A 24,404-nucleotide genomic window follows, 5' to 3' on the forward strand; every position below is an offset into this window, starting at 1 on the left:
GCGACAGTGTGCTGCGCGAACGGCTGCGGGCGCTGCGCGAGCACGACGAGAAGAACGCCGCCGACTTGCGCCGTGCGTACAGCGCGCTCGACGAGGTGCTCGACCTCAGGCAGCAGGCGCGCTTTCGACTGTTCGAGGAACGGATGGAGCAGCGCAAGTTCGAGCTGCTCATGCGAGCCCGGCAGCCGCGAGCCCAGCAGAACCGCCGCCGCCCGACGCCATAGCCGCACGCTACCATCTCCTACCTCCTACGTCCCGTCTGCTACACTCCTCCCATGGTTCGCCGTTTCCTCGCAGGCGCCCTTCTTGCCGCGCTCGCAAGCGCGGGAATCGTGGCGGCCGGCCAGGTCACGCTGGCCAGGCGCGATGCGGACACCCTCCAGCACAAGCTCGCGCTCATTCACCGCCATGCGGCCGTCCCGGTGCCGCGATCGGCCGTCCGTTCCACGGCTGTTTCCGAGCGCGAGGTGAACGCGTACCTGCGGTATCACGCCCGCGAAGACATTCCGGTGGGCGTCGTCGACCCGTACGTGTGGATCCTCGGCGACGGACGTGTCTCGGGACGCGCCATCGTCGATCTCGACGCCGTCCGCAAGCACAGGACGCGCGGCTGGACGGACCTTGCGGGCTATCTCACCGGCCGCGTGCCGGTGCAGGCGACCGGCATCCTGAAGACCAAGGATGGAGTCGGTCGGTTCTCCCTGCAGTCAGCGCAGGTCGGCGGCATCACGGTGCCCAATTTCCTGCTTCAGGAGATCGTGAGCTACTACACGCGCACGGCCGGGCAGCCGCAGGGGGTCGCGCTCGACGCCCCATTCGAGTTGCCGTTGTCAATCCGCGAGGTGCGGGTCGGCAAAGGACAGGCGCTGATACTTCAGTAGGATCTGCAATTACACTGGGCCTGTGGCTGGCCCTGACGACTACCTCCAGACGCCGCTGCAATTCCTGAAAGGCGTCGGTCCGCGGCGCGCGGCGGAGTTCCGCCGCGCCGGGCTCCACACGATCGAGGACCTGCTGTACCGCTTTCCGTTCCGGTACGAGGACCGCGCGCGCTTTGCGCCGATTGCGGACCTCAGGCCGGGCGAGTTCGCCAGCCTCAGCGGGGAAGTCGTCACCACGACGGTACGCCCCACGCGGCGGCCGCGCTTCAAGATTTTCGAGATGCTCGTGCGCGACGCGAGCGGCGTCGCCAAGGCCGTGTACTTCAACCAGCCGTTCATGCGCGACGTGTTCCACCCGGGCCAGCAGGTGATTCTCTACGGGAAGGCGGAGCGGCTCGGCGCCCGCGGCATCCAGATCGTGAATCCGCACTACGAGATCGTGCGAGGGGAGGCCGACGAGGACGCGCCCGCCGAAGAGGCCACGATTCACACCGGCCGGATCGTGCCCGTCCACGAAAGGATCGGGTCGCTGACGCCGAACGTCCAGCGCACGCTCGTGTACCGCGCGCTGCAGAACCTGCCGGCCGGCCTGCCCGACCCGCTGCCCGCCGAGATTCGGGCGCGGCACTCGCTGCCGCCCCGGCACGCGGCGTTGCGCCAGACTCATTTCCCCGATGAGGCAGAGGGGATCGATCGCCTGAACGCGTTCCGGACGCCGGCGCAGATCCGGATGATCGTCGAGGAGTTCTTCTTCTTCCAGGTGGGCGTGCTGCTCCGCCGTCGCGACCTCGCGGACGAGCGCAAGCCGCGCTCCGTCGTGATCACCGACGCGATCCGCGACAGCGTTCGGCAGGTCCTGCCGTTCAAGCTGACGGCCGGCCAGAAGCGCGCGATCAAGGAGATCGTCGAGGACATGGAACGCCCCTCGCCGATGAACCGCCTCCTCCAGGGAGACGTGGGTGCGGGCAAGACGATCGTCGCGCTCATCGCCGCCGTCGTCGCGATGGAGAACGGGTTCCAGGTCGCGTTCATGGCGCCGACCGAAATCCTCGCCGACCAGCACTACATCACGATTCGTCGGCTGCTCGATCGGTCGCGCTTTCGCGTCGCCGCGCTGACCGGATCCACGCCGGCGAAGAAGAAGCGGGAGGTGATGGCGGAACTGGCCTCCGGCGCGGTGCACCTGGCCGTCGGCACGCACGCGCTCGTCGAGCAGGCCGTGGCGTTCCGCGAGCTGGGCCTCGTGATCATCGACGAGCAGCATCGGTTCGGCGTCCTGCAGCGGGCCGAGCTGCGCGCGAAGGGGCTGTCGCCGGACGTGCTCGTCATGACCGCGACCCCCATTCCGCGCACCCTCGCACTGACGACCTACGGCGACCTCGACGTCTCGGTGATCCGCGACATGCCGCCCGGGCGCAAGCCGATCGAGACGACCGTCCGACCCGAGTCGCGCCGCCACGAGGTGTACGAGTTCGTGCGCGCGCAGGTCGAACTGGGCCGGCAGGCGTATGTCGTCTACCCGCTGATCGAGGAGTCGGAGAAGGTGGATCTGAAGGCGGCGACCGCGATGGCCGACCACCTCGCCACGGATATCTTCCCCGAGCTGCGGGTCGCGCTGCTGCACGGGCGGCTGAAGCAGGACGCGAAGGACCGGGTGATGCACGCCTTCGCGCGCGGCGAGTATGACATCCTCGTCTCCACCACGGTTGTGGAAGTAGGGGTCGACGTGCCGAACGCCACGGTCATGGTCATCGAGCACGCCGAGCGTTTCGGCCTCTCGCAGCTCCATCAGCTGCGCGGGCGGGTCGGCCGCGGCGCGCACCAGTCGTCGTGCATCCTGCTGTATCAGTACCCGCTCGGCGAAGACGCGGAAGTCCGGCTCCGGGCGATCGCCTCCACGACGGACGGGTTCGTGCTGGCCGAGAAAGACCTCGAGCTGCGGGGCCCCGGCGACTTTTTCGGCACGCGGCAGTCCGGCGCCCCGCTGCTGCGCGTCGGTGACCTGGTGCGCGACTTCGGGATCATGGAAGATGCACGCCGCGAAGCCGTGGACTGGCTGGCGCGCGGCGACGCGGCGCGCCCCGTGGCCGACCACGTTCGCGCCACCTGGGCGCGGCGCTTCGGCCTGGTCGGCGTGGGATGACATATGCCACGGCGGAACGCGCGCAACACGCCGGACCCAAGGCAGAATGGCCCGAGTGCTCTGCGTCCTGCGCGCCGAAGGCTCCCGATCTATGCGCGTGATTGCCGGTGAGTTCAAGGGGCGGCGCCTGGACGCGCCGAAGTGGGAGGGACTGCGCCCCACGTCGGACAAATTGCGCGAGACGCTGTTCAACGTGCTGGCCCCCCGCGTGGAGGGGGCGCGGGTCATCGACGGGTTTGCCGGCACGGGCGCCGTGGGCATCGAGGCGCTCAGCCGCGGTGCCGCGCACGTCGCGTTCATCGAGCGGGACCCGCGGGCGCTGCGGCTCATCCGCGAAAATCTCGCGCGGTGCGGGACGGCGGCGGACCGGTATGTTATTATCCGCGCCGATTTCCTTTCACCGCGGGACTGGGGTTCCGTGGCGCCGGCCGATCTGGGGCTGCTCGATCCACCGTATGATCTGGAAGACGTGGACCTGGCGCTCGCGTCCGTGGCGCCGCGTCTCCTGCCGGCAGGCGTCGTCGTGCTGGAGCACGCGAGGCGGCGCGAGTCACCGGCACGCGCGGGCGGCCTGCACCGCGTGCGGGTGCTGACATCGGGCGACAGCGCGCTGTCGTTCTACGAGAGCACATGAGAGAACCCGTGATCGCCATTTATCCCGGCTCCTTCGACCCCCTGACCAACGGGCACACCGACATCATCCAGCGCGGCGCGAAGCTGTTCGACCGCATCATCGTCGCGATCCTCGTCAACGTCGAGAAGGCGCCCCTCTTCTCCGTGGCGGAGCGCATCGAGATCTGCCGCGACGCGTTCGAGGGACAGCCGAACGTCGAGGTCGACACGTTCGACGGCCTGCTGGTGGAGTACGTCCGGCGCAAGCGCGCGAAGGTGATCGTCCGCGGGCTCCGCGCGATCTCGGACTTCGAGTACGAGCTGCAGATGGCGCTCATGAATCGCCGGCTGAACACGGACGTGGAGACGGTGTTCATGATGCCGGCCGAGCCCTATACGTACGTCAGCTCACGCCTCGTCAAGGAAGTCGTGGCGCTCGGCGGATCGGTGGAAGGGCTCGTGCCCCCCGGCGTCGAGGCGCGCCTGCGCGCCAAACACCTCGCCACCACGACACGAAACGCATAAGTGCACCCAGTCCCTATGCCACATCTCGCCGACCGGATGTCCAAGGTAGAAGCGTCGCCAACCCTCAAGGTGGCGGCAGAGGCCGAACGCCTGCGCGCGCAGGGGGTCGACATCGTCGACCTCGGCGCCGGGGAGCCTGACTTTCCCACGCCCGCGCACGTCGTGGCGGCGGCGCAGCAGGCGCTCACCGCGCAGTTCACGAAGTACACGACCAACGTGGGCATCCACGAGCTGCGACAGGCCATCGTCGACCGCTATCGCGAGTGGTACGGCGTGTCCTACACGCCGGCGGAAGTCATCGTGACCGCCGGCGGGAAACAGGCGCTCTACAACGCGGCGCTGGCGCTGTTCGGCTCCGGCGACCACGTCATCACGCACTCACCCGGCTGGCCGACGATCCCCGAGCAGATCAAGCTGGCCGACGCGCAGGCGGTGATCGTGCGGGCGCGGCAGGAGGACGGCTTCCGGCTGCACGCGACGGACTTTGTGGCGGCGATCACCCCGCGCACGCGCGGCATCGTCATCAACTCGCCGACCAACCCGACCGGCGCGATGATGTCGGAGGAGGACCTCTCGCAGATTGCCGACGAGGCCGCGCGCCGCGATATCTGGATCGTGCTGGACCTCTGCTACGAACGGCTGATTTACGACCCGGTGCCGCACAACCTGGCCGCGGTGCTCGCCGGGAGGCTGCGCGATCGCACGATTCTGTGCGGGTCCATGTCGAAGGCGTACGCGATGACGGGATGGCGCTGCGGCTGGGCGATCGGCCCGGCGGAGGTCATCAAGGCGTGCTCGGCGATTCAGAGCAATGCCACGTCCAACGTGAACTCGATTGCGCAGAAGGCCGCGGTCGCGGCGCTGCGTGGGCCGCAGGACTGCGTCACCGCGATGCTCGACGAGTACCGCACGCGCCGCGACGCCATGGTCGCGCTCCTCGCGGCAGACCCGCGCCTTCGTGTCGTGCCCCCCTCGGGAGCGTTCTACCTGTTCGTCGATGTCTCGGAGTTGCTCTCGCCCGACGGCGTCCGGACGTCGGCAGGCCTGGCACAGGCGTTGCTCGACGACGCCCGGGTCGTGCTGACGCCCGGGGAAGCCTTCGACGCGCCCGGCTTCGTGAGGATCTCGTACGCCACGTCGATGGACCGCCTGCAGGAAGGCGCGCGCCGTATTCATGCCTTCGTGCGCGATCGGCTCGGCGCCCCCGCCGCGTGATCTCCGCGGACACCGCCGCCGCCCTCGAGGCGATCGTCGGCACCGGCCACGTGCTGCGTGACGACGCCAGTCGCCTGAGCTACGGCACGGACGGCACCAGACGCGCCGCTCCGGCCGATCTTGTCGTGCTCCCGGCCGGCACCCAGGAGGTCTCCGCAATCGCGCGGGTGTGCGATGCGCGGAAGATCCCGCTCGTGCCGCGCGGCGCCGGCACCGGCTATTCGGGCGGTGCCGTTCCGATCCGGGGCGGCATCGTCGTGTCGCTCGAGCGTCTGAACCGCATCATCGAAATCGACGAGCACGACCTGGTCGCGGTCGTGGAGCCGTGCGTCATCACGAGCGATCTCCAGAACGCCGTGGAGCGGATCGGCCTGTTCTATCCGCCCGACCCTGCAAGCCTTCGTGAAAGCTCCATTGGGGGCAACATCGCGGAGAACGCCGGCGGCCCGCGCGGCTTCAAGTACGGCACGACGGGGCGCTACGTGCTCGGGCTCGAGGCGGTGCTTCCGACCGGCGAGATCATCCGGACCGGCGGCCGGACCGTGAAGAACGTGGTCGGGTACGACCTGACCAGCCTCATCGTGGGCTCGGAGGGCACGCTCGCCATCGTGACCCAAGCGATCCTCCGCCTGCTGCCGAAGCCGGCGGCCAATGCCACCGTGCGCGCCGGCTTTCGCGACGTCGCCGCGGCGGCCGGCGGCGTGGACGCGCTGCTCGGCGCCCGCGTGGTGCCGGCGGCCATCGAGCTGATCGACGGCGCGTGCCTGGGCACCGCCGGGGCCACGCTGCTCATCGAGGTGGACGGGCAGCCGGAGGCGGTGGAGGGCGAAGCGGAGCGCGTCGCCGGGGCGTGCCGCGCGGCGGGCGCGTCGAGCGTCGATCGCGCGCGCACCGCGGAGGAGCGCGACCAACTGTGGCGCGTTCGGCGCGAATTGTCGCCAGGGCTGAAGCAGATCGCGCCGGTGAAGGTGAACAACGACATCGTCGTTCCCAGGGGAGAGATCCCCGAGTTGTTCGCGTTTCTTGCGCGGCTGGCGAAGGAGCATGACGTGCGCATCCCGTGCTTCGGCCACGCAGGGGATGGCAACATCCACGTGAACATCATGGTGGAGGACACCGCGGAGGCGCGCGCGCGGGCCAGGGCCGCCGAGCAGAAGTTGTTCGAGGAGGTCGTCCGCCTCGGCGGTGCGCTCACCGGGGAGCACGGGATCGGGTTCGTGAAGAGCCCGTTCCTGCGCCTTCAGCTCTCCGACGACGAGATCGTGCTGATGAAGCGGATCAAAGCGGCGTTCGATCCGAATGGGATCCTGAATCCCGGCAAGATCTTCCCGGGGGAATAAGGGGGACAGTCACACTTTCCGAAGCAGTCGCCCAGGAAAGTGTGACTGTCCCCCTTATGTTCGCAGCGCCCTCCCCGCCAGGAACGGGCGCGACGTGATCTGCCCGTCGAAGCGCGATGCCCATCGCCCCGGGATCTTCGTCGCGCACCGGGGACACGCTCCCTCTTCGGTCAGGCGATACGAGCGAATGTAGTACCCGAACCGCTCGATCAGGGTTTCGCCGCACGCGTGACACCTCGTGTTCTCGTTCTCACCCACGCTCCCCGGCAGATTCCCCGTGTAGACGTACCGCAAGCCGTTCCGCCGGCCGATCTGCGCGGCGTGCAACAGCATGTCGGGGGTCGTCGCGGGCGGGTCGGTCATCTTGTAATCCGGGTGAAACGCCGTCACGTGCCAGGGAATGTCCGGCGACACGGATGCGACAAACGCGGTGAGCCGCTCCAGTTCATCGTCCGAGTCGTTGAAACCGGCAATCAGCAGCGTGACGATCTCGACCCAGAAGTCCATGGCGTGCAGTCGCCTGATCGTGTCGAGGATCGGCTGGAGGCGGCCGCCGAGCTGCCGGTAGTGCTTGTCGTCGAAGCTCTTGAGATCGACCTTGTAGAGGTCGACCCAGGGCCGGATATACTCGAGCACCCGCGGCGTGCCGTTGCCGTTCGACACGTACCCCGTCATCAACCCCGCGCGCTTGACATGCCTGAAAATCTCGACCGCCCATTCGCTGGTGATGAGCGGTTCGTTATACGTCGAGACGACGACCTTGCCCCCCTGGCGCTGCGCGTCGGCGACGAGCGCCCCGGGATCGACCTCCATCGGGGGCGCAATCGCGTTCGGGTCGCGCAGCGCCTGCGACGTCACCCAGTTCTGGCAGTAGGAGCAATGAAGATCGCACCCGAGCATGCCGAAGCTGTAGGCGAGGGCGCCGGGACGCACGTGGAAGAACGGTTTCTTCTCGATGGGGTCGCACTGCACGCCGCCCACGTAGCCCCAGGGCACGTGCAGCGTGCCGTCGCGGACGAAGCGGACCTTGCAGACGCCGAGCGCCCCTTCGGGGATCGGACACTCGTGCCCGCAGGAATAGCAGCGCAGCCGTTTGTCGTCGATCCGCTCGACCAGTTCGGGCGCCGCCTCGTGCGTACGCTCGACCAGCACATCCTTGAGCGTCGCCATACAATGATTGTATGTCCAAGATCGTCGCAGTGATCGGCGCGTCGAGCAACCGCCGGAAGTTTGGCAACAAGGCCGTCCGCGCGTTCCGCCACAAGGGGTTCACCGTGATCCCCGTCAACCCGAACGAGGCGGAAGTGGAGGGCACGAAGACCGTCGCGTCGGTCCTCGATATTGCGGGCCCGGTCGACATGGTCACCGTATACGTCCCGCCGCAGGTCGGCGTCCGGGTGATGGAGGAGATCGCCCGTAAGGGGGTCAGAGACGTCTGGTTGAATCCGGGGGCGGATGGCGGGCAGGTCATCGACCGCGCTCGCGAGCTGGGGATTGAACCCACCGTCGCATGCAGCATCGTCGGGATCGGCGAGAGTCCCTCGCAGTACTGACAGGAGTGGAAGGGGAGCGGCGCCGCTGCCGCCCGTGAGCGGCGCCGGCGCCTTGACCTTGACACCCCCCTGGGGGCCTCCTATACTCACAAGAACGAGCACGTCTGTAACTTCCCTCTGTCGCTGACCCGTACGCCGGGTCCCAGCCCCGCGTCGTCAGCGCGAAAACAACAACAACTCAACACACCAAGCCAGAAGTCACATCAATGCCGAACCACAAGCGCACCTCCGGGCGCACGCCCGTTGAGAACGGTGCCGAAAACGACCAGCAGACCGAGCAGAACGAGAACCCGCCACAGGCCGCGCCCCAGGCGCAGGCCCCGCAGCCGCAAGGGGCGCCGCAGGGCCAGCCGCAGGGACAACAGCAGCAGGGAGTTCGCCGCCACCGCGGTGAGGGCAGTCTCAACATCGCGGAGCTGAAGGACATGTCGATCCAGAAGCTCACGCAGATTGCGAAGGACCTCAACGTGGCCGGCGCCACGGGCATGCGCAAGCAGGAACTGATCTTCCAGATCCTCAAGGCGCAGGCCGAGCAGAGCGGCTTCATCTTCAGCGAAGGCGTCCTCGAAGTGCTGCCCGACGGCTTCGGGTTCCTCCGCGTGCCCGACTACAACTACCTGCCGGGGCCGGACGATATCTACGTGTCACCGTCGCAGATCCGGAAATTCGATCTGCAGACGGGCGACACGGTCTCCGGACAGATCCGGCCGCCGAAGGAAGGGGAGCGCTACTTCGCGCTGATCAAGGTCGAAGCGGTCAACTTCGAGCCGCCCGACCAGGCGCGCGACAAGCTGTTTTTCGAGAACCTCACGCCGCTCTACCCGCAGGAACGCGTCAGGCTCGAGACCTCCGCCGACAACCTGTCGGCGCGGGTGATGGACCTCATGGTGCCGATCGGCAAGGGGCAGCGCGGCCTCATCGTCGCGCCCCCCAGGACGGGGAAGACGATGCTGCTGCAGAACATCGCGCAGTCGGTCGCCCAGAACCACCCACGTGCAGGTGGCCGAGATGGTCATCGAGAAGGCGAAGCGTCTCGTCGAGCACAAGAAGGACGTGCTGATCCTGCTCGACTCGATCACGCGCCTGGCGCGCGCCTACAACGCCGTGATTCCTCCCTCGGGCAAGGTCCTCTCGGGCGGTCTCGACTCCAACGCGCTGCAGAAGCCGAAGCGCTTCTTCGGCGCCGCACGCAACATCGAGGAAGGCGGGTCGCTCACCATCATCGCCACGGCGCTGGTGGACACCGGCTCCCGCATGGACGACGTCATCTTCGAGGAGTTCAAGGGGACCGGCAACATGGAAATCCACCTCGATCGCAAGCTGGTGGACAAGCGCGTGTTCCCGGCCATCGACATCCAGAAGAGCGGCACCCGGAAGGAAGAGCTCCTCATCCCGCGCGACGATCTCAATCGCATCTGGGTGCTCCGCAAGGTCCTCAATCCGCTGTCGCCGGTCGAGGCGATGGAGCTGCTGCTCGACAAGATGGGGAAGACGAAGAACAACGCGGACTTCCTGTCGGCCATGCAGAAGATGGGCTAGACGAGCAGCGCCTCGAGACGCTCGCGACCTTGCGCTTCGCCCATCGCGACGTCGCGGTAGCGCTTCAGGAAATAGTCGATCGTCTCCACGCGCAGCTTGATCGCGCCGGCCGCCTGGTTCTCGTCGAGGTCCTTGAACGCCAGGTACGGGCGGCCCGCCGCCTCAACGATCTCCTCGATCGCCGAGTAGACCGGCGCATCATGGCCGCACTTGAAACTCGAGAACTCCAACGCGACGAGGTTCGGGTGGCGCGCGACGAACTTCGCCGCCCAGATCTTCTGGTTCGTGTTCTCCGACGTGCTGTGCTTCCACACGTCGGAGATGTCCAGCGCGTGCCGGATCACGCCCTCGCGCACCTCGTCGCCGAACAGCCGCTCCAGCAGGTCGTCGTCTCGCGGCAGGGTGGTCTGCGAGAAGATCGTGTAGCCGCGCTTCTGCAGCTCCTCCAGGATGCCGTGATTGATGCCCGGATCGTGATGGTACGGGCGCCCGAGCACGACGATGCCGATCCGCCGCTCGCCTTCGAGGCGATCGAGCGCGGTGCGTGCCCGGGCACGCAGGCCGCTCCAGAACGCGTCGAACGCCGCGAAGCCGGCGTTCACCGCGCGCGCGTTCTCGTCGCGTGACAGCCCGAGCACCGCCCCCCAGGCATCGCGCATCTGCAGCCCGAAGCACGCACGGTCCGCGAGGTTCAGCAGCGGATCGACGTACACGATACCCGCCTGCGCAAACGCGTCCGCCTCCTTGGTGAACGCCGCCCACACCGTGCGCGGCGTTGCGGCGACGGTGGGGCACGCGTTCTGCGCACGCGTGCCCACCAGCGGCGAGTCGAGCACGTCGAACATCGGGAAGAAGACGCAGTCGAGCCGCGCGCGCTTGTGCTTGACCGCCAACAGGTTGTGCACGTGCGCGATCGCCACCTTCGACGGAAAGCAGGGGTCGATGCTCCCTCGACCCGAGCCCGTACGATACAGGTCCGCGGAGGTGAAGTCCGAGTACACGACGTTCCGCGAGTCGACCCCCAGGCTGGCGAAGTACGCGCTGAAGAGGGGAGCGTACGAGTAGAAATTCAATACGCGCGGGATGCCGATCCGCAGCCCGCCGCGGCCCGCCGCGCGGGCGGCCCGCCGCCGCGCACGCGGCAGCCACGCGAAGCCGTTCGGCGGATCCGCGACGAGCGGCGGGTGCTGCGGCGCCCACACCTCGCGCCCCGCGATCTCGACGAAGTCCGGGTTGTCGGTCCTGGTCCTCTTCTCCGTCGCATGGGCGGCGCGGAACGCGGCCAGGTCCTCCTGCGCGCCCTTCTCGCACGCGGCCACGATCACCCGCCGCGCCTCGCCGTCGCCGGTGCTGATGTCGATGAACGTCCGGATGCACGCGTTCCGGCAGAAGCGGCACCGGGTCTCCTCGCCGCGCGTCGTGTGATAGCGGATGCGCCCAACCGTGTCGAGGCCGATGAACGTCGTGCCGCGGCCCGCCTCCACGACGCGAATCGCCTCGAGCGCCGCCCCGATCGCGCCGCACTCGCCGGCATGCTCGTGGACGACGATGTCCGGCTCGGCCTCGGACCGGGCGAAGCTCTCCCGGATGAAATCCACTTCCGCCTTCACGGCCGCCAGGTTCCGCTGCGTGCCCCCCTGCAGGATGAAGCGCGTCCCGAGCCGGGCCAGGTTGGGCACGCGCGCGACGTACTGGAACACGTTTTTCGGCAGCACGGCCGCGAGCCCGGCGAGAATCTCCGCGGTGGTCCAGCCGTGGCGCAGGAACGTGACGATGTCCGACTGCAGGAACACGGCGCAGCCGTACCCGAAAAGCGGCATCGCCCTGGCGGAAAACGCCATCTCGGCGTACTGCTCCACGGGCACGCCGAACGACTCCGACGTGGCCTGCAGGAAGTAGCCGTTCCCCGCAGAGCACTGCGTGTTCAGGCGGAAGTCCTTGACGCGCCCCTCCTTCAGCACGATCAACTTGATGTCCTGCCCTCCGACGTCCACGATGACGTGCGGGTCGCGGTATCGCTGCTTCGCCGACTCGGTGTGCGCCACGGTTTCGGCGATCGCCACGTCGGCACGCAGCACGTCGCGCAGGATGTCCTTGGCGTACCCCGTGGTGCCCGCGCCGCGGACGTCGATGCGCGCGCCCGGTCGCTCGATTGGCTGGCGGAGAAGCGCGATGATCGCCATCGCGTCCTCGATGGGATTTCCGAGCGACAGGCGGTACGCCTTGGCCAGGACGTCCCCCGCGGGAGAGAGCAGCACGCCTTTGGTGGACGTCGAGCCGGCATCCAGCCCGAGAAAGGCGGGCACGCGTTCGCCGCGCCGGAAGGAGGGGGCCACGAACGGCCTCGGGAGATATTGCCGGAGGAACGCGTCGCGTTCGCCGGCCGAGGCCACGAGCGCGCGGGGGGCGGCACGATCCCGCCGCTCGCTCCGCCCCGCGCGGATCACGTCCTCGAGTGGCGCGCAGCCTCTGTACTCCCCTTCGCCCGCTTCCTCGGTGAGCCCGAACTCCACCGCGCCCATGGCGCCGTAGTACTCGGCGTGCGGCGGCGCGAAAACCAGCTCCTCGATCGAAAGCCCGTCGGGTGGGCTCACGCCCCGCTCGCGCCACATCTCCGCGATCCGCTGCTGCCACGCCTCGCGCAGCCCTCGGAGGAACGCGTGCGGGCCGCCCAGGAGCAGGACCTTCGGCTGCAGGACGTAGCCGCGGGTGAGCACGGACAGGTTCTGCAGCACAATCGCGTCGAACAGGGACGCGATCAGCTCGGCGGCGGGTATGCCCTGCTTGAGAAGGCCGGTGATGTCGGTCTCGGCAAAGCCTCCGCACTTGCCGGGGATCGGGTGCAGCCGGATCCCGCTGTACCGCTGTTCGGCGAGAGCGGCCGGCGCGATGTTCAGCTTCGCCGCGATCTTGTCGATGACCGCGCCGGTGCCCCCCGCGCACTTGTCGTTCATCGAGGGCAGCTTCTTGCGCCGCCCTCCTTCACCGGGCCTGAACACGACAATCTTGGCGTCCTGGCCGCCGAGTTCCGCCACCGTGCCGGCATCCGGGTGCCGGCGCTCGACGACCAGCGAGATGGCGTGGACTTCCTGCACGAACCGCGCACCGATCGCGGGCGCCAGCGCGCCGGCGCCCGTTCCAGTGGCAAACACCCGGCAGTTGCCGGGCGCGATGCCCGGATCGCGCTGGAGGGCGGCGAGAACCGACAGCAGCTTCTCCGCGAGCCGGGCCTCGTGCCGCTCGTACTGCCGCCAGAGATGCTCGCCGGACCGCGCATCGACGAGCACGCCTTTGATCGTGGTGGAGCCGAGATCGATGCCGAGGATGAAGCGCGCCGATCCGTCGCTCATTGCCGCGCTCCGCGCAGGAAGACGCGCCGCCGGCGCCGGCCGATGAGATCGTTCACGTGCAGGACGAAGCTCGCGGCGACACCTGCCACGCCCGGCCGGCGGGGCACGCGATAGAACGGCCGGCGCAGCTCAGGGTGGTCTTCGACGTAGTCGCGGATGTCGTCCAGGCGCCGGCCGGTTCGGGCGAGCGCCGCATCGAACTCGTTGCGCGCCGCCGCCCTGGCTTCTCCGAGCGCCATCTGGACGCGACTATGCGCGTTCAGCTCGCCTTCGCCCGACGTTTCGATCGAGAGAAAATTCAACAGGGGAAGCCTGGCGGTGACCGCCGACTGCGTCCCATCGGACTGCGTCGAGGGCAGGCAGCCGAACGGCTTGAGGCTGAGGACCATGTGGCAGCGGTGGTGAAGCGTGTAGTAGATGGTCTTGCCGACCTCGAGGTGCCCTTCGCCCCCGCGCACCATGCTGTGGTAGAAGGGGTGCGCCAGCTCCGCGAGCAGTTCCTGCGGGACGAGCGGGTCGGCCAGCGCTCCCACGGCGCGGCCGGTGCGATGGTACTCGTGGCGCCACCACGCCTCGCCGAATGACAGGAGCGCGCGCTTCCGAACCAGCCGGAGGTCGGCGGCGACACCGGAGCGAGTCGGCGATCGGCCGCCCGCGCGGAGCACGCGCCGCCGCGCTCGAGAAACGCGAACATGTCGTAGTTGCCGGGCCCGTCGGTCGTCTGGGCCCAGAACTCACCGGTCACCTTGACGACCGGCTTGATCCGGAGGCGATCGACGTCGATGCGATCGAGCCGCTCGCGCGCGGCTTCGAGCGCGGCGGCGTGCCGCCTGCCATGGAGCTGCGTCCAGATCTTCACGGGCGTGTCGATGCTGGTCCGAAGACGTGGCCTCGCGGCAAGCCATGGGACGATCCATCGCGGCGCGTGTGCGAGCACGTCGAACGGGCGCTGCTCGGAGAGGTGCGCATACATGTCGCGCACGACATCGGCGATCGCGCGATCCGTCTCTCCCTCGCGCGACTCGTAGGGCCTGAGGCGGTGCGCGAGGTCGTGCAGCACGTCCGCCACGTTGCACGCGTTCAGCGCCAGCGTGGCGAAGTGCACCGAGAAGCGAAGGCCGGGTTCGCCGGAGTCCGCCTTCACGCCGTCGTTCTGCTGAAAGGTGAGCACCCGGAACCCCGCGAAGCCCGCGTTGCGAAGCGCCAGCTGGTACTCCGCCTGGTACATGCCGAAGCGGCACGGGCCGCACGTGCCCGACGTGAAGAACACGTAGCGGTCAATGATCTCCTGGCGCGAAAGTCCCGCCGCCTCGAGCTGCAGAAGGAACTGGATGAGATTTCCTGCGGTGAAGTAGGCCGGGTTGCACTGCCCGACGTTGCCGTACTGGCGTCCAAGCTGGAACGCGGCGAGGTCCGGGACGGGGAGCCGGGCGCAGCGATGGCCGCACGCGGTCAGTGCGGCGGGAAAGAGCGAGTCGTGATAAGGCGTCAGCCCGCCGAGGAGGATCGTGACGCGGTCGCGCTCGGCGGCGGTAAAGGGTCGTTCGGGCGGACGGCGGTATTGCCGGCGTGCGGCAGGCACGGCATCGTCTGTGTGCCGGAGGCGCGCCCGCTCGCTCGCCACGAGTTCACCGATGAGGTTCTCGCGGACCTCCTCCGTGCCGGATAAAGGACCTGCGGTCATGTCGACAGGCCGGACGTGCTCCGGCGCAGCCAGAGCAGATACTGTATCGCAGCGCCTCAGGTGCGGCGCACGGCGAACAGCGTGATGTCGTCCGCCGGGCGCGAGCCTCCGGTGAACGCCGCGAGGTCGCGCCGGCACTCCGCGATCAGATCGCCCGGCTGACGCGCGCGATGCCGCTGCGCCGCCGCCGCGAAGCGGTCGAACCCGAACTCGTGCCCGAGCGGATTCTCGCTTTCGGTCACCCCGTCGCTCACGAGCACCATCGTCTCGCCGGCGGCCAGGCGCAGCCGATCCGCCTTGAAGCGCTCGCTGCAGAACATCCCGACGGGCAGGGCGGTGCTGGCCATGAGCGTGGGCCCCCTCTCGCTCGTGATCACGATCGGCAGGTGCCCGGCGTTGCAGACCTCGACATCGCCGGACGCCGTGGCGTGGCCCGCCACCAGCGTCGCGTAGTGAGTGGGCAGCGTGCTCTCGCAGAACGCGCGGCTGGCGCGTTCCATCAATGCCGGCAACGGGAGGTTCAGCGACGCGAGCGTTCGAAACATCGCGTGGAGGTGTGCCATCAGCATGGAGGCCGACACCCCCTTTCCGCTGACGTCGCCGAGCATGAAGTAGAAGCCGCCGTCGGCGGGAATGACGTCGCAGTAGTCGCCGCTCACGACGCGCGCCGGCTGGTAGTGATAGGCGATCTCCCAGCCGTCGATGTGCTGGCGCGGCTCGGGCAGCAGCCCCCGCTGGATGCGCGAGGCCAGCTCGAGATCTTCTTCGAGGCTGCGCTGCTCGTCACGCGAGAGGTGATCGAGGCAGACGCGGACCAGCGGGTCGGCCAGCAGCCGGTCGGTCTCGATCTGATCCTGGCAGACCTCGCATCGCCCGTACTGGCCGACGTCGAGGCGCGTGAGCGCGGCGTCGACCTCGCTCAGGAGGTGGAGAAGGTCGTGTCGCTCTTGTGTGGCCGAGATCGCGGCCTGCAGCTTGTCGCGCCGCTCGACGAGCTGCTCGCGCACAACGGATGACGTGGTGACGTCCATGGGCCTATCCTACGGCTTGGACGTCACCGCGAGCTATCCGGTTCCTGCGGGTAATTTTCAGGCCTCCGGCCCTGACGGCCTTTGTTTCCTGTCGAGCTTCCGCTCCGCGTCCAGCCGCGTGACTAGCTGCGCTCTGCGTGCTCCGTGGTGGTGTGCGGTTCGCCAAGCAGCTCGCGCAGCTCGTCTCCCTCGATGACTTCCTTGACCAGGAGCCGCTCGGAGAGCGTGTCCAGCTCGTCGCGGCGCTCGCGCAGCACGCGGCGCGCCTGCTCGTGCGCGTCGGTCATGATGCGCCGCACCTCGTCGTCGATCTGCTGCGCGGTTTCTTCGGAGAAGGGCCCGCGCTCGCGCGGCATCGGGATGTCCAGGAACATCGGCCGCTTGCCGCCGTCGTAGTTGATCGCTCCCATGCGGTCGCTCATGCCGAACTCGGTGACCATCGCCCGCGCGATCTCCGTGGCGCGCATCAGGTCGTTCTGGGCGCCGGTGGAAATCTCGCCGAAGGCGATCTCCTCCGCGCTGCGGCCGGCGAGCAGCACCGACAACTGGTTCAGCAGGTCGGAGCGCGTCAGCAGGTAGCGATCCTCGAGCGGCAGCTGCATCGTGTAGCCCAGCGCGCCGAAGCCCCGCTGCACGATGGAGATCTTGTGCACCGGGTCGAGCCCCGGCAGGACGCTGGCGACAATCGCGTGCCCCGATTCGTGGAACGCGACGATCCGCCGCTCCTTGACGCTCATCACGCGCTTCTTCTCGAGCCCCGCAATCACCCGGTCGATCGCCTCGTCGAAGTCGGCCATCTCGACCGCGGTCTTGTCCTTCCGCGCCGCCAGCAGGGCCGCCTCGTTGACGAGATTCGCGAGGTCGGCGCCCGCGAAGCCCGCGGTGCGCGCGGCGATCACCGTCAGGTCCGCGTTGGGGGCCATCGTCACGTGCTTCACGTGAATCCGGAGGATCGCCTCGCGCCCGCGCACGTCCGGTTTGTCCACCAGGACCTGCCGATCGAAACGGCCGGGGCGGAGCAGGGCGGGATCGAGCACTTCGGGCCGGTTGGTGGCGCCCATGATGATCACGCCCTTGCGCGAGTCGAACCCGTCCATCTCCGCGAGCAGCTGGTTCAGCGTCTGTTCGCGCTCCTCGTGACTGCCCATCGGCGACTGCACGCGCACTTTGCCGAGCGCGTCCAGCTCGTCCACGAACACGATGCAGGGGGCCTTGCTCTCCGCCTGCTGGAAGAGATCGCGCACGCGCGCGGCGCCAACGCCCACGAACATCTCCACGAACTCGGAGCCGCTCAGCGAGAAGAACGGCACTTTCGCCTCGCCGGCCACCGCGCGTGCCAGCAGCGTCTTGCCCGTCCCCGGGGGGCCGACGAGCAGCACCCCCTTCGGGATCCGCCCGCCAATGCTGGTGTACTTCTTCGGCGTGCGGAGGAATTCCACGATCTCCTTCAGCTCCTCCTCGGCCTCGTCCACGCCCGCCACGTCCGCGAACGACACTTTCACGTCGTCTTCCGCGTAGACCTTCGCGCGGCTGCGCGCGAACGACATCACGCCCCCCTCGGGGCCCCCCATGCGGCGGAAGAAGAAACTCCAGAGGCCGACGAGGAAGAGCAGCGGGATGATCCACCCGAGCAGCTCCGGCAGCCACTTGCTGGACACCTCTCCCGTGTAGCGGACGCCGTACTTGTCCAGCTCCTGGAGCAGCTGGGGATCTTCAATCCGGATCGACACGAAGTTGCTGCGGCCGTCCGCTTCCGGCGCCTTCAGCGTCCCGCGCACGCGGTCTTCGGCGACGACCACCTCCTGCACCTTTCCGGCGCGCACGAGGTTCTTGAACTCGCTGTACTGAATCGTCCGGCCGGACTGCAGTGTCAGGAAGAACGCCTGGCCGATCGCGAGCAGCAGCAGGAATGCCAGCACGTACCACACCGCCGACATCGCGCCGCCCGGCCGCGGGCGCTCCGGCGGCCGCCGGCGACCGCCGCGTGGATTCGGAACCGGCTTGTTCTGATCAGCCAACCTCAGTGCGCTCCAACGGCCTGGGCCCGCGTGAACGTGAGTTCACCGGCAGCCGCATCGATCCTGATCGTATCACCCTCCCGGAACTCTCCTTCGAGGACGCGCAGGGCGAGCGGATCCAGGAGCCGGCGCTGGATCGTCCGCTTGAGCGGCCGGGCGCCGTACGCGGGATCGTAGCCCTCGTTGATCAGCAGGTCCTTGGCCGGATCCATCAGCTCGAGCCGGATCTTCCGCTCCTCGAGCCGCTTCGCCAGCCGTGCGAGCTGGATGCCGATGATCGAGCGCAGGTGTTCGCGACCGAGGCCGTGGAACACCACGATTTCATCGATCCGGTTCAGGAACTCGGGCCGGAAGCGGTGCCGCACCGCATCCATAACGTCGTCTTTCGTGCCGCCCGCTCCGGCGTTCGACGTCATGATGACGACCGTGTTCTTGAAGTCCACCGTGCGCCCCTGGCCGTCGGTGAGCCGTCCGTCATCCAGGAGTTGCAGCAGGACGTTCAGCACCTCGGGATGGGCCTTCTCGACTTCGTCGAACAACACGACCGCATACGGTCGCCGCCGAATGGCCTCGGTGAGCTGGCCCGCCTCCTCGTAACCCACGTAGCCCGGGGGCGCACCGATCAGCCGCGAGGCCGTGTGTTTCTCCTGGTACTCGGACATGTCGATGCGGATCGTCGCCTGCTCGTCGTCGAACAGGAACTCCGCCAGCGCGCGGGCCAGCTCGGTCTTGCCGACGCCCGTCGGGCCCAGGAACAGGAAGCTGCCGAGCGGCCGATTGGGATCCTGCAGCCCGGCGCGCGCGCGCCGGATCGCGTTGGCCACGGCGGCAATCGCCTCTTCCTGCCCGACGACGCGCAGGTGGAGGCGTTCCTCCATTCTGATCAGCTTCTGGATCTCGCCTTCCATGAGGCGGCTCACCGGGATTCCCGTCCAGCGGCTCACGATGTCGGCGATATCCTCCTCGTCGACTTCCTCTTTGAGCATGCGCTGGCGGCCGTCGTGCGCGACCGATTCCGCGGCGTGCAGCCGCCGCTCCAGTTCGGGCAGCTGCCCGTACTGCAGTTCGGAGGCTTTCGCGTAGTCCCCCTGCCGCTGCGCGCGGTCGATCCCCTGGCGGACCTGCTCGATCTGCTCCTTGAGGGATCGCTCCCCCTGGATCGCGTCCTTTTCCTGCTGCCAGCGCGCCTGCAGCGCCGCGCGTTCCTCCTTCAGGTCCACGAGTTCCGTTTCGAGCTTCTGCAGCCGCTCCTGCGAGGCGCGGTCCGTTTCCTTCTTCAGGGCCTCGCGCTCGATCTCGAGCTGCATGATGCGCCGCTCGACGGTCTCGAGCTCCACCGGCATCGAGTCGATCTCCATGCGCAGCCGCGATGCCGATTCGTCGACCAGGTCGATCGCCTTGTCGGGCAGGAACCGGTCCGAGATGTAGCGGTGGGACAGCACGGAGGCGGCCACCAGCGCGGAATCCTTCAGCCGCACGCCGTGGTGGATCTCGTACCGCTCGCGCAGGCCCCGCAGGATGCTGATCGTGTCTTCGACCGTGGGCTCGGGCACCATCACCGGCTGGAACCGCCGCTCGAGCGCCGCGTCCTTCTCGATGTACTTCCGATACTCGTTGAGCGTCGTCGCGCCGATGGTGTGCAGCTCGCCGCGTGCGAGCATCGGCTTGAGCATGTTCGAGGCGTCGATGGAGCCCTCGGCGGCGCCGGCACCGACCACGGTGTGCAGCTCGTCGATGAAGAGGATGATTTCACCCTCGGCGTCGGTGACCTCCTTGAGAACGGCCTTGAGGCGTTCCTCGAATTCCCCGCGGTACTTCGCACCGGCCACGAGCGCGCCCATGTCGAGCCCGACGATGCGCTTGTGCTTCAAGCCCTCCGGCACGTCCCCGCGGACGATGCGCTGCGCGAGCCCTTCGACGATGGCGGTCTTGCCGACGCCAGGCTCGCCGATGAGCACCGGGTTGTTCTTCGTGCGGCGCGAGAGGACCTGGATGACGCGGCGGATCTGCTCGTCGCGGCCGATCACGGGATCGAGCTTGCCGCGCCGCGCCAGCTCCGTGAGATCGCGCCCGTAGCGTTCGAGCGCCTGGTACTTTCCCTCGGGGTTCGGATCGGTCACGCGCTGCGATCCACGCACCGCGGTCATCGCCTGCAGGACCTGGTCGGGGGCGGCGCCGTGCTGCTTGAGCACGCGCGCGGCCGCCGCGCGGCCCGTTTCCGACCCAATCGCCAGGAGCAGGTGCTCGGTGCTCACGTACTCGTCTTTGAGCCGCGCCGCCTCCTGCTCGGCGAACTCGGCCACGGCCCGCAGGCGCGGCGAGATCCCCGGCTCCGACCCGCCGTATGCCGCCGGAGCCTTCGCGAGCTGCGCCCGGACCTCTTCGGAAATGCGCGCGGGGTCGATGTTGATCTTGCGCAGCACCTCCCTCACCACGCCTTCGCGCTGCTCGACGAGTGCGAGCAGGAGGTGCTCGGGCTCGATCTGCGGATGGTTGGCGCGCTGCGCCGTCTGCTGTGCCTCGATGACGGCCTCGCGGGCCTTTTCGGTGTACTTGTTCAGATTCATGGCGTGTGGATCTTCTTCAACTGCTCGAACAGTCTTCGCGCCTCATCGGTCAGCTTCTTCGGCAGTGCGATGTCAGCCGTGGCGTACAGATCGCCGCGTTCTTTCGGCTTGCCGACGGCGGGCATGCCGTGCCCCTTGAGGCGGAACACCTGTCCCTGCTGCGTCAGCTCCGGCACCTTCAACCGGATGCCGCCCGTCGGCGTCGGTACTTCGGCTTCCCCCCCCAGGACCGCCGTCGTGAGCGGCAGCGGCACTTTCGTGTAGAGGTCCTGGCCGCGCACGTCAAACGTCGGATGCGGGCGGAGCTTGACCCGCAGGTACAGATCCCCGGACGCACCGCCGCGGGCGCCGGATTCGCCACCCCCCGCCGCGCGCACCCGCGACCCGGTTTTCACGCCCGCCGGAATGCGAACGTCGACCTGCCGCGTGCTGCCGCCTTCGGAAATCGTCAGCCGCCGCGTGGTGCCGGCGAACGCCTCCTCGAGCGACAGCTCGATCTCGTGTTCGAGATCGCGCCCGTGCGCCGCGCGGTGTCGCGCGCCGGGCGTGTGGGTCCGCCTGGTCCCTTCCGACACGTCGCCGCCGAAGAACGTCCGGAAGAAGTCGGAAAACGGCGAGTCGCCGCCGAACATGTCTTCCACTTCATCCGGGGTCATCGTGCGAGACCCGCCCGGGCCGCCCACGTTGACGTTCCACGCGCCGCCGCTGAACCCTCCGCCGAAGGGACTGCCGCCCGCGAACGGACCTGGCGCGCCGGCGCCCGCGCCCGCCTGCTGCGCCTGCTCGTAGTAGCGCCAGTTCGCGCCCAGCTCGTCGTACTTCTTGCGCTTCGCGGGGTCGCCGAGGACCTCGTAGGCCTCGTTGACCTCCTTGAACTTCGCCTCCGCCCCCTTGTCGCCCGGATTGACGTCGGGATGAAACTTCCGCGCGAGCTTCCGGTACGCCTGCTTCAGTTCCTTGTCCGAAGCGGTCTTGGAGACGCCGAGCGTTGCGTAGTAGTCCCTGAATTGCACGTCACAGTCCGATGATGTCCGACAACCGCTCGAACTCGCGCGCCAGCCGGCGGCGGACCTCGTGGCGGGCAAGCGCCTCGTCGCGCACGAGCGGCCGGAGCCGCTCGACGATCTCCGCCACGTCCAGCAGCCGCTGGACTCCTGCCAGATTCACGCCCATCTCGTCTACCAGGCGCTTGATGAGCCGCAGCCGTTCCAGCTCCTCGCGCGAGTACACGCGCATGCTGCCCATCGTGCGCGACGGCCGCACCAGGCCGAGCCGCTCGTACTTCCGGAGCGTCTGGGGATGCATGTCGAGCATCCGCGCCGCCACGCTGATCAGATAAAGCTCGCGTTCCACAACGATCACTGCGCTGGATCGAATATAGGGGTTGACATGAGTCGTGTCAACGTCAGCCATGCGATACTGAGAGGAAAGTGGACGTCCACGCCGCCGATCTCGTCACCATCGGCCTGCTGGTGCTGCTCGAGGGGCTCCTCAGCGCCGACAACGCACTCGTTCTCGCGATCCTCGTGCTCGGGCTCCCGAAACGGGAGCGCCGCAAGGCGCTCCGGTACGGGATTCTCGGAGCGTTCGCCTTCCGCATCGTGGCGATCGTGTTCGCCGCGCACATGATGCAGCTCGGCATCGTCAAACTGGCCGGCGGGCTGTATTTGCTCTACCTGACCTACAACCACTTTTTCGACGCGGAAGACGACGCCGGCCGCCAGATCCGCGCCGCAAAGCCGTGGCTGGGTCTGACCGCCTTCTGGGCGACGGTCGTGAGAGTGGAACTGACCGACATCGTGTTTGCGGTGGATTCGATCCTGGTGGCGGTCGCCATGTCGCCCAAGTTGTGGGTCGTCATCACCGGCGGCGTCCTGGGCATCATCGCGATGCGGCTCGTGATTGGCCAGCTGCTGGTGATCGTGCAGCGCTATCCCGCGCTCGTGGACGGGGCGTTCGTGATCATCGCGTGGGTGGGCCTCAAGCTGCTGGTCGAGTACGGTCACCAGCTCGGGTGGCTGCACTTCGTGATCCCGAAGTGGCTGTCGCTCGGGCTGATCGTGGTGATCTTCGGGATTGCGTACCTCATCGCGCGCAAGCACCCCGCGAAGATCGATGAAGAGGACGACGAGGCCACGCGCCTGCTAACGGAGCAGTCGTAGGGTCAGGTTCAACGCCTCGCTCTCGCCCTCGCCGAGCGTCACGCGGGTCGCGTCCGGCTTCAGCCGCTCGAACACCTCCGGGTTGCCCCATTCCTCCGGCATCGCGTCCAGCGCGATGACGTAATAGGATCCCGGCGGGAGACTGCGGAACGTGTAGGTGCCTTTCTGGTCGGGGCGGGCGACCCCGAGGCGCCGCGATCCCTGCTGCCAGGCGGCTTCGTCGGTCGAGAAGGCCAGGACGACGTAGTCCGCCGCGGGCCCGTCCTTGTCCGTATTGACGGCGCCGCTGAGGGACGTCACGCGGTTCGTCACCAGAAATTCGACGTTCGTCACGTCCTCTTTCGCGAACTCGTAGCCGGTGTCGATCACGTCGGCGCCCCCGATGCGGACGGCTTTCAGCGTCCACCCCGCGGGAAGGCCGCCAAGCCCGGCGCGCCGTTTGCCGAAGACGCCGCGCACGTCGAACGTGCCCTGCGCGGTGACCTGCCCGTTCCCGGCGCCACCCATCATCATGAGTTCGTTGTCCGCGGGCGGGAAGAAAACCCGCAGGTTTTCAAACGTGCCGGCAGGGACGGCCGCGTCGAAGGTGACCCGCCCGCTGACGCGGGCGCCGCGCGTGGCCACGAGCATGACGTTCTTGACGTCCTCGCCGCCCACGTTGAGCGGCATCGCGGCCGTTTCCGTCACGTCCAGCCGGCGTGGTCCCCCGGGGTTCACGCGAGCCTGGAGCACGTATTCGCCAGGAGTGACGCTCGGGATGATGAAGCCGCCTGAGGCGTCCGTGCTGCCCCCTTGCGGCGACATCATGCCCCCCTCGATGGCCGCGCGCGCGAACAGCATCACGTTGGCGTTGGCCATCGGCCGGCCGTCGCTCAACAGGGCCATGCCGGACACCCGCACGGTGCGCGTTGTCACCAGCTGGAAGTCGATCCCGCCGACCTCCTGGCCCGCTGCCAGGGTGACCCGCTGCGCCTCCTCGGCGATCGCCGTGCCGGGGTAGTAGGTCGGCGCGTACCCCGTGGAATCCGAGGCGTCGTTGGCCGCCGTCGCGGCGTCCATGAACATCTGGCGATCGGTCGCGACGGCCGACACGTAGAACTCGCCGGCCGGCAGGCCCCACACGCGGAACTCGCCACGGTCGTTCGATACGGCTATCCGGCCCATGTTTGCCAGGCGCCGGCGCCCGTTCATCCAGCGGTGCCGCATGACCTGGACGCGCGCGTCCACAACCGGCTCGCCGTATTCGTCGAAGACGCGTCCGCTGATCACACTGCCGCGCACCATCGCGGCATCGACCCTCTCGACCTTCTGCCCCTCGGTCAGCTCGATCGCCTTCCCGGGCTGGCCCGGGCGCATCTGGCCATACTGGGACTGGACGAAGCCGGCCTTCGTGTACATGACCGTGTAGCGTCCTGCCGGCAGCTTGTCGACGGTGAAGCGTCCTTCCGCGTCCGTCATCGCGTTGCGGGACCCGCGCGCCTCGGGGGCCATGACGCGCACCTGGGCGCGGCGGATGGGGAGTCCGGTCTCTGCCACTGTCACGCGCCCGCTGATCGCGGCGGTGCCCGCCTGCAGCGTCCGCGGACCGAGGTCGCGCGGCTGCCCCGGGCGGTTGACCTGGATGCCCGGCGTCGGCTGGCCAGGGACGGCCGGCCGCTCCTGGGCCTGCGCCGCGACCGGCAATGCCATCAGCGCCGCGCCCAGCACGATGAAGCGGGAAAACCCTTCCGGCATGTTCATAGACGCACCATCCAGCAATAAGACGACGCCGTCGCGCGCGCAGT

At 68.3% G+C, this 24,404-nt stretch carries 19 protein-coding genes and 1 pseudogene; 10 read left to right on the forward strand and 10 right to left on the reverse strand.

Translation table 11 applies throughout. The features are described from left to right. The 7 genes from HYU53_15670 to HYU53_15700 form a co-directional block, all read left to right on the forward strand. A partial coding sequence (locus HYU53_15670) for a hypothetical protein (protein ID MBI2222634.1) occupies nucleotides 1-224 on the forward strand: 224 nt, incomplete at its 5' end. A gap of 51 nt (nucleotides 225-275) precedes the next feature. Further along, nucleotides 276-881, forward strand: a complete 606-nt coding sequence (locus tag HYU53_15675; GenBank protein MBI2222635.1) for a hypothetical protein — start codon at nucleotides 276-278, stop codon at nucleotides 879-881. 22 nt (nucleotides 882-903) lie between these two features. Next, the gene (gene recG / locus HYU53_15680) at nucleotides 904-3,024 is read left to right on the forward strand and encodes an ATP-dependent DNA helicase RecG (GenBank protein MBI2222636.1); all 2,121 of its coding nucleotides are present in this window, start codon (nucleotides 904-906) and stop codon (nucleotides 3,022-3,024) included. 46 nt (nucleotides 3,025-3,070) lie between these two features. After that, a complete protein-coding gene (gene rsmD, locus HYU53_15685) occupies nucleotides 3,071-3,658 on the forward strand; it encodes a 16S rRNA (guanine(966)-N(2))-methyltransferase RsmD (GenBank protein ID MBI2222637.1) in 588 nt (195 codons plus the stop codon). Beyond that, on the forward strand, nucleotides 3,655-4,161 hold the full coding sequence (gene coaD / locus HYU53_15690) for a pantetheine-phosphate adenylyltransferase (protein ID MBI2222638.1): 507 nt from the start codon (nucleotides 3,655-3,657) through the stop codon (nucleotides 4,159-4,161). The genes rsmD and coaD overlap by 4 nt, the downstream gene beginning before the upstream one ends. Before the next feature lie 15 nt (nucleotides 4,162-4,176). Continuing rightward, nucleotides 4,177-5,376 carry a pyridoxal phosphate-dependent aminotransferase gene (locus HYU53_15695; protein ID MBI2222639.1) on the forward strand — a complete coding sequence of 400 codons (1,200 nt, stop codon included), beginning with the start codon at nucleotides 4,177-4,179 and terminating at the stop codon, nucleotides 5,374-5,376. Continuing rightward, nucleotides 5,373-6,716, forward strand: coding sequence for an FAD-binding protein (locus HYU53_15700; protein ID MBI2222640.1), 1,344 nt, complete (start codon nucleotides 5,373-5,375; stop codon nucleotides 6,714-6,716). The genes HYU53_15695 and HYU53_15700 overlap by 4 nt, the downstream gene beginning before the upstream one ends. Nucleotides 6,717-6,770: 54 nt before the next feature. On the opposite strand, the gene amrS is transcribed toward HYU53_15700, so the two are convergent. After that, nucleotides 6,771-7,886, reverse strand: a complete 1,116-nt coding sequence (gene amrS, locus HYU53_15705) for an AmmeMemoRadiSam system radical SAM enzyme (GenBank protein MBI2222641.1) — start codon at nucleotides 7,884-7,886, stop codon at nucleotides 6,771-6,773. A gap of 11 nt (nucleotides 7,887-7,897) precedes the next feature. On the opposite strand from amrS, the gene HYU53_15710 reads away from it, so the two are divergent. Both HYU53_15710 and rho read left to right on the forward strand, forming a co-directional pair. Continuing rightward, a complete protein-coding gene (locus tag HYU53_15710; GenBank protein ID MBI2222642.1) occupies nucleotides 7,898-8,269 on the forward strand; it encodes a CoA-binding protein in 372 nt (123 codons plus the stop codon). A gap of 425 nt (nucleotides 8,270-8,694) precedes the next feature. After that, nucleotides 8,695-9,808: pseudogene (gene rho / locus HYU53_15715) on the forward strand (transcription termination factor Rho). On the opposite strand, the gene HYU53_15720 reads toward rho, so the two are convergent. From HYU53_15720 to HYU53_15755, 8 genes are all read right to left on the reverse strand, one after another. Next, nucleotides 9,805-13,158, reverse strand: coding sequence for a CoA activase (locus HYU53_15720; GenBank protein MBI2222643.1), 3,354 nt, complete (start codon nucleotides 13,156-13,158; stop codon nucleotides 9,805-9,807). The pseudogene rho and the gene HYU53_15720 sit on opposite strands and share 4 nt — an antisense overlap. Next, nucleotides 13,155-13,460: a hypothetical protein gene (locus HYU53_15725; GenBank protein MBI2222644.1), complete on the reverse strand. Its 306-nt coding sequence runs from the start codon at nucleotides 13,458-13,460 to the stop codon at nucleotides 13,155-13,157. Before HYU53_15725 ends, HYU53_15720 begins: the two co-directional genes overlap by 4 nt. Beyond that, entirely contained in the window at nucleotides 13,457-14,842 is a 1,386-nt protein-coding gene (locus tag HYU53_15730; GenBank protein ID MBI2222645.1) for a hypothetical protein, read from the reverse strand. The genes HYU53_15725 and HYU53_15730 overlap by 4 nt, the downstream gene beginning before the upstream one ends. A 56-nt stretch (nucleotides 14,843-14,898) precedes the next feature. Then, entirely contained in the window at nucleotides 14,899-15,873 is a 975-nt protein-coding gene (locus HYU53_15735; GenBank protein MBI2222646.1) for a SpoIIE family protein phosphatase, read from the reverse strand. Nucleotides 15,874-15,995: 122 nt separating this feature from the next. Beyond that, nucleotides 15,996-17,810: an ATP-dependent metallopeptidase FtsH/Yme1/Tma family protein gene (locus HYU53_15740; protein ID MBI2222647.1), complete on the reverse strand. Its 1,815-nt coding sequence runs from the start codon at nucleotides 17,808-17,810 to the stop codon at nucleotides 15,996-15,998. Nucleotides 17,811-17,893: 83 nt separating this feature from the next. Beyond that, the gene (gene clpB, locus HYU53_15745; protein MBI2222648.1) at nucleotides 17,894-20,458 is read right to left on the reverse strand and encodes an ATP-dependent chaperone ClpB; all 2,565 of its coding nucleotides are present in this window, start codon (nucleotides 20,456-20,458) and stop codon (nucleotides 17,894-17,896) included. Further along, complete coding sequence (locus HYU53_15750) at nucleotides 20,455-21,471, reverse strand: J domain-containing protein (GenBank protein ID MBI2222649.1); 1,017 nt, start codon at nucleotides 21,469-21,471, stop codon at nucleotides 20,455-20,457. The genes clpB and HYU53_15750 overlap by 4 nt, the downstream gene beginning before the upstream one ends. 1 nt (nucleotide 21,472) lies before the next feature. Continuing rightward, nucleotides 21,473-21,871 (reverse strand): MerR family transcriptional regulator, encoded by a 399-nt coding sequence (locus tag HYU53_15755; protein MBI2222650.1) that lies wholly within the window; start codon nucleotides 21,869-21,871, stop codon nucleotides 21,473-21,475. A 17-nt stretch (nucleotides 21,872-21,888) separates the two neighbouring features. Here HYU53_15755 and HYU53_15760 point away from each other — a divergent pair, with 17 nt between their 5' ends. After that, nucleotides 21,889-22,620 (forward strand): hypothetical protein, encoded by a 732-nt coding sequence (locus HYU53_15760; protein MBI2222651.1) that lies wholly within the window; start codon nucleotides 21,889-21,891, stop codon nucleotides 22,618-22,620. Here HYU53_15760 and HYU53_15765 read toward each other — a convergent pair. Further along, nucleotides 22,603-24,360: a carboxypeptidase regulatory-like domain-containing protein gene (locus HYU53_15765; protein ID MBI2222652.1), complete on the reverse strand. Its 1,758-nt coding sequence runs from the start codon at nucleotides 24,358-24,360 to the stop codon at nucleotides 22,603-22,605. The two genes, HYU53_15760 and HYU53_15765, sit on opposite strands and share 18 nt — an antisense overlap. Nucleotides 24,361-24,404: the final 44 nt, after the last annotated feature.

The organism is Acidobacteriota bacterium (assembly GCA_016184105.1).
Taxonomy (GTDB): Bacteria; Acidobacteriota; Vicinamibacteria; order Vicinamibacterales; family 2-12-FULL-66-21; genus JACPDI01.